Genomic DNA, 12,816 nt, shown 5'->3' with positions numbered 1-12,816 from the left:
ATGAAACTATCAAAAAGATTACAGCTAATTGCTGATGTAATTAGTAAATATAAACAAGGAAGTGTTTTAGCAGATATTGGAAGTGATCATGGCTATTTGCCATGCTACTTAGTTAAAAATAAGATTATAACTTGTGCTTACGCTTGTGATGTAGCACAGGGACCATTAGATTCCGCAAAAGAGACAATCAAACAATATGGATTAGAAGATAAAGTTTTTGCACTATTGGGAAACGGGCTGAACCCAATTCTTGATCGTGAAGTGGATATGATCAGTATTGCTGGAATGGGATCTTATTTAATTAGTGAGATTCTTGAAGAGCATCGTGAGTATTTAAGAAATGTTAAACTGATGTTTTTACAAGCTAATGCCAATAATGATCATTTACGTAAATATTTATTTGCTAATGATTGGATCATCATTGATGAACAGATGGTTAAGGATGCTGGGCATATATATGAGGTGATGGTAGTTACAGCGAGACAGAATAAAGCAATTACATATAATCGTAAGGATGAAGAGTTTGGACCAATTTTAATCAACAATCAAAGTCCATTGTTTAAAGAAAAATGGCAAAAACAGTATCAAGTTTATGAAAAGATTCAAAATACATTACCACATGATCATCCGCGTTATCATGAAATTGCTGATAAAATGAAAATGATTGAAGAGGTGCTCCATGAATGCCGTTAAAATAATTAATTATTTGGAATCAATCTTTCCACTTAACTTACAAATGTCGTGGGATAAATGTGGAATTCAAGTAGGTGACTGTAATCAACAAGTAACAAGTATAATGGTTGCATTAAATGCTGATATAGAAAGTCTTCAAAAGGCAATTAATCAAAATTGTCAAATGTTAGTTACACACCATCCATTTTTGCTAGAAGAAATAATGAATCTTGATTTCCATAATCATCATGGAAAGTTTATTGAAATGGCAATAAAAAACAATATTCTTGTTTATAGCCTACATACTTGTCTTGATCGAGGCAAAGATGGTATTTCGATGAATGATTGGCTTATTAATGCTTTAGGTGTTCATGATGTTAGCTGTTATGATGAATTTCAAGTGGGGAAAATGGCACTTTTAAATCAGCCTTGTATGACTAGCGAGTTAATTAAGAAAGTTAAAGATACTTTTAATGTACCAGTACGTCTTGCTGGTAAAGAAGTAGAGATTAAAACAATTGCTATTTGTGGTGGTAGTGGGGCCGATGATCTTGAACAGCTAGCTGGTCGAGTGGATGCATATATAACGGGTGATAGTAAACATCGTCATGCTAAATATGCATTGGATCATGATATTGTCTTAATCGATGTTCCTCATCATCTTGAAGTAATTATGGAAAAGCGACTTGCTAGTTTATTGAGTAATCTTGGGATTACTGTAAAAGAAGCGAATAGTCAGGATTATTATTCATATTATTAAAAAGTATTTTGATGCATGTCATAAAGTTGAATGTAAGTAATTATAGCCAAGATATTTACATAAAGTAGGTATCTTGGTTTTTGACTTTTATGCTATAACATAATTGGAGCTATTGATGTAAGCATATAATGGGATGTGTGTTTTTAGTTGTATTAAAATAACTGTTTAAAATATTGATATTGAGGATAATTTTATTAGGATATGGTCTTAGGGAACCTAGTTAGGCACTTAAGTGATGATATCGATTATATGAATTAGAAATTTGTACAATATGTTCAAATTTTACTCTTATTTTATTTAATAAAAATAGTTTTATGTTCTAAAAATCAATCAACTATAAAAAAAGAAAGGAACCCAATGATTCGATTCCTTTACGGCAATACAGTCTTAATTAATAATATTATATTTCAATTATATGTTTAAATCAAATTATGCTTTTTCATAGAATTGTAAATACCGTTATTATCTATATTGTCAGTTATTTCATCAGCAACTGCTTTAACCCTTCTTTAGCATTGCCGACGGCGATTCCAATATTAACATATTCAAGCATTTCTTTGTCATTCATTCCATCACCAAATGCATAAGTATTTTTACGTTCAATTCCTAGGTAGTTGATCAATGTTTCAATAGCATTAGCTTTGTGGATGTTTGGGACTGATAATTCGCCACTGTTATCACCAAAAGCAGGAACAGTACAATGGATTACATTGAATTCTCGATCAAATTCTTTAATAATATTATTAAATGGAATATTCGGATTTTCTAAAAAGCAGGCTTTATTAATGTCATCACGACGCATCTCTTGACCTTCAATTAGAGCGTTAATAAAATGGCTGTCTTTTTTTTCATAGCGAGCTTTGGCCTGAGGATCATTTTCATAATCACCATATATAATTCTTTCAAGTCTTTTAACTAGATTTTTGCTTGCAAATAAACCGCCATTACTTTCAACATAGTAATCAAAATTATTAGTATCAAAATAGTCAACCATATGATTAACTGCTTTATTTGTCACTTTTTTATGATAGAGCATTTGATTTCCTATTTCAATATAGCCACCGCCAGCTCCAATTACTCCGTCAATTCCACATTCAAGAATGAAATCATAGATTTCAGCCTTGCTGCGCCCAGTACATAAGTATACTAAATTTCCTTTAGCTCTAGTTAAAGCAATTGCTCTTTTGGCAGATTCAGGTACATGTTCAATCCCGCCGGTATCACTTACGAGTGTGCCATCAACATCAAAAAATATAATCTTTTTTTCCATATAATTTCTCCATGTATAAATTATAACATCGTGATATTTAGATATAATTGATTTTCATATTTTGAACAAGAATTGTTTAAGCAATTCTTGTAATGCTGGTTAATAAGGTGTATCATTTTCATGTTAAAGCGAGGGAGATTTATGGCAGATCAAAGTACGGATTTAATTAAGGGGAGTATTTATAAATCAATTTTATGGTTTTCAATTCCATTATTGATCGGTAATTTATTTCAGCAATTATACAACACAGTCGATTCTTATGTAGTTGGCAACTATGTTAACAGTAATGCATTAGCTGCTGTAGGAGCTTCTACCCCAGTAATTAATATGCTTGTAGGCTTTTTTATGGGACTGGCAACGGGGGCTGGAGTTGTAATTTCCCAATATTTTGGGGCACGACGGATTGAAAAAATGCAGCGTGCTGTCCATTCATCACTGGCTCTTACAGGAGTTTTATGTGTTGTTTTTACGGTTGTAGGGCTATTGTGTACCCAACCGCTTTTAAAGGCCATTGGAGTACCACAAGAAGTTTTACCTCATTCATCGATGTATTTGATGATTTATTTTTGTGGTATTTCTTTTGGCCTTGTTTATAATATGGGTTCAGGAATTTTAAGAGCAATCGGTGATTCAAAACGACCTTTAATTTATTTGATCGTTGCCAGTTTTGTTAACATCGCTTTAGATTTTTTATTTGTTTGTAGTTTTAATTGGGGAATCGCTGGAGTTGGAATCGCAACAGTAATTGCTCAGGCAATTAGTGCGGTAATGGTAATGTACCAGTTGATTCACACAAAAGAAGATTATCGAGTGCAAATTAATGAGATTTCATTTGACAAACATATTGTTAGAAAAATCGTACAAGTAGGCTTTCCTGCAGCATTTCAGCAAAGTTTAACATCTTTTTCAAATGTTATAGTACAATCGTATATTAACAGTTTTGGAACTGCAGCAATGGCTGGATATTCATCAACGATCAGAATTGATGGATTTTTGCAATTACCGTTGCAAAGTTTTAATATGGCAATCACAACTTTTGTGGGTCAAAATATGGGGGCAAAACAATATCAACGTGTTCGTCAAGGAGTAAAAGCAGCCTGGTTAATGTGTTCAATTGTAATCTTAGCTGGTTCGATTACAATGGGATTATTTGGTAGTGAGTTAGTTGGAATCTTCACTAATGATAAAGCCGTAATTGCTGCAGGGGTGACAATGATCAATGTTTTTGCACCATGCTATATTATTTTACCGATTGTTCAAATTCTTAACGGTGCATTGCGTGGAGCAGGGCTTTCTAAAGTACCAATGTATTTTATGGTAGGAAGTTTTGTTATTTTAAGACAAATCTATTTAATGATTACCGTTCCATTAACGCATAATCTAGCTTTTGTTTTTGCAGGATGGCCTGTTACTTGGGCAATTTGTGCAATTGGATTGTTAATTTATTATCGAAGAGTTAATTGGCTGCCAGATGAATAAAAGCTTAATTTTCGAGAGAAAATTAAGCTTTTTAAATAATTTTAGCTAAATCAATTTTAGGTTTAGGATGAGTAGAAACATTTTGATAATCAAATTGACGTAAATATTCAATTACTTGATTTGTCAAGTATGTTGGTGTAGATGCCCCTGAGCTAACAGCTGCAGCATGTTTTTCCTTTAACATAGATATATCAATATCATTAACACTTTCAATCATATAAGTGTCCTTATTAGCTTTTTCATGTGCGATACTAGCTAATTTTTTAGTATTGTTCGAATGAGGATCACCAACGATAAAAATGACATCAACTTCATCATTAATTTTTGCAATAGCTTCTTGACGTACAGTTGTTGCTTGACATGTTTCTTTAGCAACAATTAAATTATTTAGTTTTGTTTTAGCATATTCACATAAATCATAAACATCATATAAAGACATTGTCGTTTGATTTGTAATGACATAGTTTAAATTAGGATCAAGATTTTCAAAATCGGTTTTATTTTCAATCAGATGGATATGAGCAGGATCAATTGATAATGCTCCCTCTGATTCCGGATGACCAGCTTTGCCAATATAAAGAATTTCAATCCCTTGATTTAAATAATTTTTAATTAAGTCATGAGTCTTAATAACATCGGGGCAAGTAGCATTGATTACTTGAATATTTTTTGAATGAGCCTTTTTTATAACATTATGACTAGCTCCATGAGCAGTAATGATAACCGTTCCCTGGGAAACCTGATCTAATAATTCTTCACGCGAAGCACCTTTTTTATCAATCGTTTTGACACCTAAATTATTTAAAGCATCAACAATATATTGGTTATGGACAATCATGCCTAGAATATAAACATCATCTTGATGGGCTTGTTTTTTAGCTAATTCGATTGCACGAACAACCCCTTTACAATATCCTCTGGGTGTAATTGGATATACTTTCATTAAATCACCTCGTGGTTATTGTACCATATTTTCAAACTTTACGTCATCTGATTCTTCTTTTGTTTCTTTTTTCTCTTGATCGATAGGAGTAATATTTTGTTCAACCTCATCAAAGTCAATATCGTTAATATGATTAACTGCTTGAATGACTCTAAAAGCATTTTTAGTATTGTTGATAATAGGGCGGATTTGATAGACTAGAGGAATTACTTGATTAATGGTATAAACAGTTTTAGAGGCATAATGTAATGTTTTTTGTAAATTGGCGCGGGTTTTTAGTTTTCTATTAACAGGAAACCCTTGATTCATGGGATTCATTTGGGGATTGAAATTATTGTAGTAAAAATTTTCATCATAGAATGGGTTCATTTTTATCCCTCCTTTATTAATAATGTATGCAAATAATTAATAATTGTGATATTGAATACTTGTTATTTTGCTTGGAGTTAGAGGTTATTTTTGCAAAGGGCAATAGCTAGATAAAAATTGTTTGGGTAAACTATTGTTGTTTAACTATTTTATTTGTTTTTAAGTGGGATTTAGGTCTTTAAAACTAACTTTGAGGACTTAGAATAGAACATACTAAATCTATTTAAAGAATAGGTTTATTTTATTTGCTTTTTATTTTGGTTATGTTAAAATTAGTTGAATTTATCAAAGAAAGGAGTACAAAATGAGTACATTTACAAAATTTAAAATGCAGGAATTTTGTTTACAAACAATTGAAGAATTAGGCTTTCAAAAACCAACTCCAATTCAAGAACAAGTAATTCCTTTAGTGTATAAAAATAGTGATATTATTGGTATTTCACAAACAGGTACAGGAAAAACTCATGCCTTTTTGTTACCGGTAATGGATCGCATCGATCCTAAGAATAATAGTGTTCAAGCTGTAATTACAGCCCCGACACGGGAATTAGCAACCCAAATCTATAACAATGCTAAATTATTTACTAAATATAATAGTGAGATCAAAGTATCTTTGATCGTTGGAGGAAATGATCGTCAAAAGACCGTTAATAAACTAGCAGTTCAACCACATGTTGTTATTGGGACACCGGGAAGAATTAAAGATTTATCTTTAGATGAACAAGCTTTAAAAATTACAACTGCTTCAACTTTTATTGTTGATGAAGCTGATATGACGCTTGAATTTGGATATTTGGAAGATATTGATGCCGTAGCCGGGAAGATGCGTGACGATTTAAGAATGATGGTCTTTTCTGCAACGATTCCGCAGATGTTAAGACCGTTTTTAAAAAAATATATGAAATCACCAGTATTAGTAGAGATTGATGATGATAAAGTAACTACTGAAAATGTGGAACATATTCTAATTGCAACTAAGCATAAAAACCGTTATGAGGTATTAAAAAAGATTATTGAGTCGATTGATCCTTATGTATGTATTATTTTTGCTAATACTCGTAGTGATGTTGCCAGTACGACTAAAAAATTACGAGAAGACGGATTTAAAGTGGGAGAGATTCATGGTGATCTAGAACCTCGTGAACGTAAGCAAATGATGCGGCGAATTCAAAACAATGAATATCAATTTATTGTTGCAACGGATATTGCGGCTCGTGGAATTGATATTGATGGAGTATCGCATGTTATTAATATGGAATTTCCTAAAGAACCGGATTTTTATATTCATCGTAGTGGTCGTTGCGGCCGTGGAAATTATACTGGAATATGTTACAGCATGTATGATACAACCGATGAAGCAAATTTAAAAGTTCTTGAACGTAAAGGAATTCTTTTTAAAAATATGACGATTAAAAATGGTCAATTTGTTGATTTGGGTGATCGTTTAAAAAGAAATAAACGTCCTAAACAACAAACCGAATTAGAAAAGAAAGTTCAAAGTATTATTCGTAAACCAAAAAAGGTAAAACCTGGTTATAAAAAGAAACGTAAAAGAGAAGTTGAGCAAGTTGTTCGTAAACAAAAACGAGCAATGATTCAAAATGATATTCGCCGACAAAAGAAAGAAAGAGCTCGTGCAGCTCAAGCGGCTAAGAGGAATGGAGAAGAGAATTAATGATTATTGGTAGTCATGTTTCAATGTCAGGAAAAGAGATGTTATTAGGTTCAGTCAAAGAGGCATTATCATACGGGGCTAATACTTTCATGTTTTACACTGGAGCTCCCCAGAATACTGCCCGTAAGCCTATTGATCAATTACGCATTGAAGAAGCAAAAGAATTAATGAAAGAAAATGGAATTGAAATTGATAATGTTGTTGTGCATGCACCGTATATTATCAATCTAGCTAATACAACAAAACCTGAGACTTTTGAATTAGCAGTCAGCTTTTTAAAGCAAGAAATAGAACGTTGTAAAGCGATAGGAGCAACACGATTAGTTTTACATCCAGGTGCCCATGTAGGAGCTGGGAGTCAGATTGGTTTGGAAAGAATCGTTGAAGGATTGAATGAAGCAACAAAAGATTGTGGTAATGTTAAAATTGCTTTAGAGACAATGGCTGGTAAAGGAAGTGAATGTGGTCGAACTTTCGATGAATTGCAATATATTATTGAAAATGTTGATAATAATGAATGTTTAGGGGTCTGCATGGATACTTGTCATCTTCATGATGCTGGATTTGATTTAACTAAGTTTGATGATATTTTAACAGAATTTGATCAAAAAATTGGTTTGGAACGGTTATTGGTTGTTCATGTAAATGATTCTAAAAATGAGTGTGGAGCAAGTAAAGATCGTCATGAAAATATTGGATATGGTCATATTGGATTTGATACATTGAATATGATCGTTCATCATGATAAATTAAAAAGTGTTCCTAAGATTTTAGAAACACCATATATTGAAAAAATTGCTCCATATAAGGAAGAAATTGAGATGTTTAGAACTCAAACTTTTAATCCTAGATTAAAGTAATGGGGACAATTTGATAAAAAACTTTTAATTTTAAGGCAAGTAGAGATACTTGTCTTTTCACTTATATAATTGTAGAGAACTTCATTATAATGGCTATCGATCAGTGCATAGCGATTATTTTGAATTAAATTATAAATTAGTAATAATTGCTCTTCGTCAATATCAATATCCTGCTCATATACAAGCTTCTTAAACATCTTAAAATCTAAATTAAATAATTCATTGTAACTAGTGTTACTCATCATGTTTCCTCCTTTTTTTCAATTATATGCATAAAGTAAAAAAGTAGTACTAAAATGTACTACTTAATCATTAATAAAATTTCTTTTTTTAATTCTTCAACCATATCTTCTTGTTTTACCTTGCGAATGATCTCACCTTTTTTGATCAGAAGACCTTCTTTAAAACCACCAGCGATTCCGATATCAGCATGTTTAGCTTCACCGGGACCATTTACAGCACAACCCATAATAGCTACGGTAATATTAGCGTTGATGGTATTTAAAAAATCTTCAATTTCTTGGGCTACGGGAATCAGATCATACTGAATTCTTCCACAGGTTGGACAAGAAACAAGAGTTGGGACATTATCAATTAGCTCTAATTCTTTCAAAAGTATTTTTGCTACTTTGATTTCTTCTAAGGGACTATCGCTTAAAGAAACTCGAATTGTATTACCAATTCCTTGATATAGAATCGTGCCAATCCCTAAACTAGATTTAATTGTTCCACCAAGCTTTGTACCGGCTTCTGTAACACCAATATGTAAAGGGTAATCAAAAGTTTCACTTGCTAGTCGATATGCAGCAATCGTAAGTAAGGTGTTTGATGATTTTAAAGAAATACAGATATCATAGAAACCTAGGCTTTCTAATATTTCAACATGCTTTTTCGCACTTTCAATCATTCCCTCAGCAGTAGGTTTGCCATATTTAGCTAAAATATCTTTTTCTAAAGAACCACTATTGACTCCGATTCGAATTGGAACGTGATGTTTCTTACAGGCATTTACAACCATTTCAACCTTTTCTGGAGAACCGATATTACCAGGGTTGATTCTAATTTTATCAATTCCTGATTCAATTGCCTGTAATGCTAAACGATAATCAAAATGAATATCAGCGACTAGCGGAATACTAACATGTTTTTTTATTTCTTTAATAGCTAGAGCGTCATCATTATTTAAAACTGCAAGTCGCACTAATTGACAGCCAGTTGCAGCTAGAGCATTTATTTGTTTCACAGTTGCTTCAATGTTTTTAGTTTTAGTATTTGTCATTGACTGGATAATTACTTCGTTATTACCACCAATAGTAAGGTTTCCCACTTTGATAGTTCTTGTTTCATTTCTCTTCATGAATTTCACCTCGTTAGAATTATAACATATCCTTCCTTATTAATAAAAATAAATGTTCTATTATATGGCTTTATTAAAGAAAAGGCTTACTAGGGAGTAGATATTTGTCTATTTTTATGGTAAAATTCTATCGTTTTTTATAGTTATTATTGTTTGGATAGATAGCAGTTATAACTTCAAGAAGATAAAAGAAAATAGGGGTCATTATGATGGAAAATAGTAAAGAAGAAAAGGTTACATCTGTAAGTACAGAAAATATTTACAAGCTAAATGGAAGAGTTCCTTTAAAAAAAGCAATTCCTTTTGGGTTGCAGCATGTTTTAGCGATGTTTGTTTCGAATTTAGCACCTGTATTGATTGTATGTGGTGCAGCACTTGTAAGAGGAACAGGAGAACATTTAACTTCAGCTGAGATCACGCAATTGCTGCAATGTGCAATGTTTGTAGCTGGGATTGGAACCTGCATGCAACTTTATCCAGTTTGGAAGATTGGTTCGAAATTACCTATTGTTATGGGTGTTAGTTTCACTTTTTTAGGAAGTTTATTAGTAATTTGTACGAACCCAGACTTAGGATATGAAGGGATGATCGGAGCGGTCATCTTAGGTGGGATCTTTGAGGGAATTGTCGGATTGAGTGCAAAATACTGGAAACGTTTTTTAACTCCAGTTGTATCAGCTTGTGTAGTAATTGCAATTGGACTTTCACTTTTATCAGTTGGAATGGATTCATGGGGCGGTGGAAATGGTGCTGCTGATTTTGGGTCATGGTATCATTTATTAGTTGGTACATTCACTTTAGTTGTCTGTTTAGTATCACGTTATTTACTGAAAGGTGTTTATAAAAATTTAAATATTTTAGTGGGACTTATTTTTGGATATTTACTATCTGTTATTTTTACGGTCGCAAATATTGCTCCGATGGTGGATTTTTCAGGAATAACAAAAACAATACAAGAAGTAGGTTTTTTTAGTATTCCCAAGTTAGTTTTTTTTACGAGTCATACACCAGTTTTTGATTTAGGAGCATTCTTCACTATTGTAATCGTATTTTTGGTATCTGCTGCAGAAACAACGGGAGCGACTACAGCAGTGTGTACCGGTGCTTTAGAACGTGATATTAAGATGGAGGAACTACAAGGTTCACTTGCTGTTGATGGCCTTTCTAGCGCAATTTCAGGGTGTTTTGGTTGTATTCCTTTAACATCTTTCAGCCAAAATGTGGGATTAGTTACGATGACAAAAGTTATTAATCGTTTTACCATTTTAGTAGGGGCATTGATTTTAATTTTAGCATCCCTATTTCCACCGTTAGGAGCATTCTTTAATTCCTTACCACAAGCAGTTTTAGGTGGATGTACAGTGATGATGTTTGGTTCAATCATGTATGAAGGAATCAAAATGCTTAAAGAAAATGAGTTTGATGAGCGCACAATGATCATTGTTTCATTAGCTTTTTGTATTGGGGTAGGATTAACTCAAACTTCGGGTAATTTTTTTGCAGCTTTTCCACCAGTAGTGGGAGATATATTTAATGGTAATGCTGTTGCAGGTGTATTTGTTGTATCTTTGTTATTAAGTTTGGTGCTTCCGAAAAAGAAAGAAGCAAAAAAGTAAAAATGCTTAAAGAATCATAATTGATTCTCTAAGCATTTTTTTTAATTGTTTCAAATTGATTTAATAGTTCTTCAAAATATTTAAATGCATCTTCATAAATTTGATCATCTAAAGGATCAACACCCGCTTGTTTTAAAAGCTCAACAGGTGCTTTGCTGCCTCCAGATTTCAAGAAATTTAAATAGTCAGTTACTTGCTGCTGATTACCTTTTAAAATACGATTAACTATGGCTAAGGCAACGGTCATACCTAACGTATATTTATATACATAATAATCATAATAGAAATGTGGTACATAATAACATGACCAGCCAACTAGTTCATCCATAGTTACATCTTTTCCATAATATTCTTGGTTAAGTCGTGCATATAGATCAGTAATAACTTTTGATGATAATGGTTCATTATTTTCTGCCATCGTGTGCAATTTATATTCAAAATCAGCAAACATTGGCTGTCTAAAAATCAAACCAACACAGTTTTCTAATTGTTCATAAATAAAGTATGCTTTTTCTTGATCATTTTTAGCATTTTTGATCATATAATTAATCAGTAACGTTTCATTAACAGTTGAAGCAACTTCAGCAACAAAAATACGATAATTAGCGTTAACTGCATCTTGATGATGATTAGATAAATAACTATGAACACTATGACCAAGTTCATGGATCATAGTAGAAAGAGAATTATAGTCACCAATAAAATTCATTAAGATAAAAGGATTAGTGTCATAACTACCACTAGAATAAGCACCAATTCGTTTACCTGGTGTAGGATAATAATCAATCCAGCGTTCATTTCGAGCTTTATTAATAATGTCCAAATAATCTTGACCAAATGGTCTAAGACATTCATTAATAATTTCAAAACACTGATCAATCGTATACTTTTTGTTGATTGAAGATACTAGTGGAATATTTAAATCATAATTATAAATAACATCTTTCTTTAGAAGCTCTTTTTTTAGTCGGTTATAGCGATGAAATAAGTGTCGATATTTGACGTTTGCACTTTCTAAAACTTTAAAAAATAATTCACTAGGAACATCATCATCAAAAACGCTAGCTTCAAGAGCACTATTGAATTTACGTACATCGGCATAAAAAGCATCCTTTTTCATTACCCCGGCCAATGTTTGAGCAAAGACATTTTCATAGCGCTGATACTCTTTAAAGAAATTAGTATATGCTTGTTTACGTACTTTTTCATCTTTATTCTTTAGGAATTGGTTTAAAGTAGCATTATTTAATGTTTTCAACTTTCCATCTTCTTCAACATCTTCATATTCAAGACGAAGAGCATTGAATACTTGACTAGAAGTATCAGCAATACTTTCCACTTTAGCTAATAATTCTTCTTGTTCTTTGGGCAGAATATGTGCTTCATATGATAATAATGAATTAATCTTGTAAGTATATTTTTCTAATTTTGGATCTTTTAAATATTCCAGTACTTTATCTTTAGCCTCAATGATTTCATTATCGACAAATGATATTTGTACTGACGAAGCTTCTAAAACTACCATTATAGTGGCCATCATAGTTTGATATTCCTGATTTTTTGGTTCGACATCACAATTTAAATGAGCATAGCAATATAATTTATTCATTAATCGTTCAACCGTATCTTTTGTTGTTAAAAAATTATAAAAGCTATCAATACTATTACAAATTTTACCTTTGAAAGTAATTAAATCATTAATTAAAGATTTAGTTTTTTCTAAATCCTGATAGAAAGCTTCATGGCTATTATAGATAGTACTTAAGTCCCATGTATCTTTAATATCAATATCTTTTCTCTCCATACAATTTTCTC

The 12,816-nt window shown here is 32.0% G+C and carries 12 protein-coding genes; 6 read left to right on the top strand and 6 right to left on the bottom strand.

Going from position 1 to position 12,816, the window contains the following annotated elements; all coding sequences use genetic code 11:
- Together KTF99_RS01280 and KTF99_RS01275 are read left to right on the top strand one after the other, a co-directional pair.
- A complete protein-coding gene (locus KTF99_RS01280) occupies positions 1-693 on the top strand; it encodes a tRNA (adenine(22)-N(1))-methyltransferase (protein ID WP_009300026.1) in 693 nt (230 codons plus the stop codon).
- Positions 680-1,432 carry a Nif3-like dinuclear metal center hexameric protein gene (locus tag KTF99_RS01275; protein WP_029480533.1) on the top strand — a complete coding sequence of 251 codons (753 nt, stop codon included), beginning with the start codon at positions 680-682 and terminating at the stop codon, positions 1,430-1,432. Before KTF99_RS01280 ends, KTF99_RS01275 begins: the two co-directional genes overlap by 14 nt.
- A gap of 478 nt (positions 1,433-1,910) precedes the next feature.
- Here KTF99_RS01275 and KTF99_RS01270 read toward each other — a convergent pair whose 3' ends face one another.
- Positions 1,911-2,702 carry a Cof-type HAD-IIB family hydrolase gene (locus tag KTF99_RS01270; protein WP_254210076.1) on the bottom strand — a complete coding sequence of 264 codons (792 nt, stop codon included), beginning with the start codon at positions 2,700-2,702 and terminating at the stop codon, positions 1,911-1,913.
- Between the two features lie 141 nt (positions 2,703-2,843).
- Here KTF99_RS01270 and KTF99_RS01265 point away from each other — a divergent pair, with 141 nt between their 5' ends.
- On the top strand, positions 2,844-4,181 hold the full coding sequence (locus KTF99_RS01265; RefSeq protein ID WP_029480532.1) for an MATE family efflux transporter: 1,338 nt from the start codon (positions 2,844-2,846) through the stop codon (positions 4,179-4,181).
- Positions 4,182-4,212: 31 nt separating this feature from the next.
- Here KTF99_RS01265 and KTF99_RS01260 read toward each other — a convergent pair whose 3' ends face one another.
- Positions 4,213-5,124 carry a 4-hydroxy-3-methylbut-2-enyl diphosphate reductase gene (locus KTF99_RS01260; RefSeq protein ID WP_003536415.1) on the bottom strand — a complete coding sequence of 304 codons (912 nt, stop codon included), beginning with the start codon at positions 5,122-5,124 and terminating at the stop codon, positions 4,213-4,215.
- Between the two features lie 15 nt (positions 5,125-5,139).
- A complete protein-coding gene (locus KTF99_RS01255; RefSeq protein ID WP_003536416.1) occupies positions 5,140-5,493 on the bottom strand; it encodes a hypothetical protein in 354 nt (117 codons plus the stop codon).
- A 304-nt stretch (positions 5,494-5,797) separates the two neighbouring features.
- Here KTF99_RS01255 and KTF99_RS01250 point away from each other — a divergent pair, with 304 nt between their 5' ends.
- Both KTF99_RS01250 and KTF99_RS01245 read left to right on the top strand, forming a co-directional pair.
- The gene (locus tag KTF99_RS01250; protein ID WP_009300027.1) at positions 5,798-7,168 is read left to right on the top strand and encodes a DEAD/DEAH box helicase; all 1,371 of its coding nucleotides are present in this window, start codon (positions 5,798-5,800) and stop codon (positions 7,166-7,168) included.
- The gene (locus KTF99_RS01245) at positions 7,168-8,028 is read left to right on the top strand and encodes a deoxyribonuclease IV (protein ID WP_003536418.1); all 861 of its coding nucleotides are present in this window, start codon (positions 7,168-7,170) and stop codon (positions 8,026-8,028) included. Before KTF99_RS01250 ends, KTF99_RS01245 begins: the two co-directional genes overlap by 1 nt.
- Here KTF99_RS01245 and KTF99_RS01240 read toward each other — a convergent pair.
- Both KTF99_RS01240 and ispG read right to left on the bottom strand, forming a co-directional pair.
- Entirely contained in the window at positions 8,001-8,270 is a 270-nt protein-coding gene (locus tag KTF99_RS01240; RefSeq protein WP_008791383.1) for a hypothetical protein, read from the bottom strand. The two genes, KTF99_RS01245 and KTF99_RS01240, sit on opposite strands and share 28 nt — an antisense overlap.
- 59 nt (positions 8,271-8,329) lie before the next feature.
- Positions 8,330-9,385 (bottom strand): flavodoxin-dependent (E)-4-hydroxy-3-methylbut-2-enyl-diphosphate synthase, encoded by a 1,056-nt coding sequence (gene ispG / locus KTF99_RS01235; protein ID WP_003536420.1) that lies wholly within the window; start codon positions 9,383-9,385, stop codon positions 8,330-8,332.
- A gap of 209 nt (positions 9,386-9,594) precedes the next feature.
- Here ispG and KTF99_RS01230 point away from each other — a divergent pair, with 209 nt between their 5' ends.
- Positions 9,595-11,001 carry a uracil-xanthine permease family protein gene (locus KTF99_RS01230; RefSeq protein ID WP_009009206.1) on the top strand — a complete coding sequence of 469 codons (1,407 nt, stop codon included), beginning with the start codon at positions 9,595-9,597 and terminating at the stop codon, positions 10,999-11,001.
- A gap of 28 nt (positions 11,002-11,029) precedes the next feature.
- Here the strand turns inward: KTF99_RS01230 and pepF are convergent, their stop codons facing one another.
- On the bottom strand, positions 11,030-12,805 hold the full coding sequence (gene pepF / locus KTF99_RS01225; protein ID WP_029480529.1) for an oligoendopeptidase F: 1,776 nt from the start codon (positions 12,803-12,805) through the stop codon (positions 11,030-11,032).
- Positions 12,806-12,816: the final 11 nt, after the last annotated feature.

It is taken from the genome of Erysipelatoclostridium sp. MSK.7.34, from assembly GCF_019041935.1.
GTDB lineage: Bacteria > Bacillota_I > Bacilli_A > Erysipelotrichales > Coprobacillaceae > Thomasclavelia > Thomasclavelia ramosa.
This window is presented reverse-complemented; position numbering and strand designations above follow the sequence as displayed.

Excerpts from the sequence above, each read along its gene's own strand:
- KTF99_RS01280 (WP_009300026.1), top strand. The coding sequence starts at position 1 with ATGAAACTATCAAAAAGATTACAGCTAATTGCTGATGTAATTAGTAAA.
- ispG (WP_003536420.1), bottom strand. The coding sequence starts at position 9,385 with ATGAAGAGAAATGAAACAAGAACTATCAAAGTGGGAAACCTTACTATT.
- KTF99_RS01250 (WP_009300027.1), top strand. The coding sequence starts at position 5,798 with ATGAGTACATTTACAAAATTTAAAATGCAGGAATTTTGTTTACAAACA.
- KTF99_RS01260 (WP_003536415.1), bottom strand. The coding sequence starts at position 5,124 with ATGAAAGTATATCCAATTACACCCAGAGGATATTGTAAAGGGGTTGTT.
- KTF99_RS01245 (WP_003536418.1), top strand. The coding sequence starts at position 7,168 with ATGATTATTGGTAGTCATGTTTCAATGTCAGGAAAAGAGATGTTATTA.
- KTF99_RS01230 (WP_009009206.1), top strand. The coding sequence starts at position 9,595 with ATGGAAAATAGTAAAGAAGAAAAGGTTACATCTGTAAGTACAGAAAAT.
- KTF99_RS01275 (WP_029480533.1), top strand. The coding sequence starts at position 680 with ATGAATGCCGTTAAAATAATTAATTATTTGGAATCAATCTTTCCACTT.
- KTF99_RS01240 (WP_008791383.1), bottom strand. The coding sequence starts at position 8,270 with ATGAGTAACACTAGTTACAATGAATTATTTAATTTAGATTTTAAGATG.
- pepF (WP_029480529.1), bottom strand. The coding sequence starts at position 12,805 with ATGGAGAGAAAAGATATTGATATTAAAGATACATGGGACTTAAGTACT.
- KTF99_RS01270 (WP_254210076.1), bottom strand. The coding sequence starts at position 2,702 with ATGGAAAAAAAGATTATATTTTTTGATGTTGATGGCACACTCGTAAGT.
- KTF99_RS01265 (WP_029480532.1), top strand. The coding sequence starts at position 2,844 with ATGGCAGATCAAAGTACGGATTTAATTAAGGGGAGTATTTATAAATCA.
- KTF99_RS01255 (WP_003536416.1), bottom strand. The coding sequence starts at position 5,493 with ATGAACCCATTCTATGATGAAAATTTTTACTACAATAATTTCAATCCC.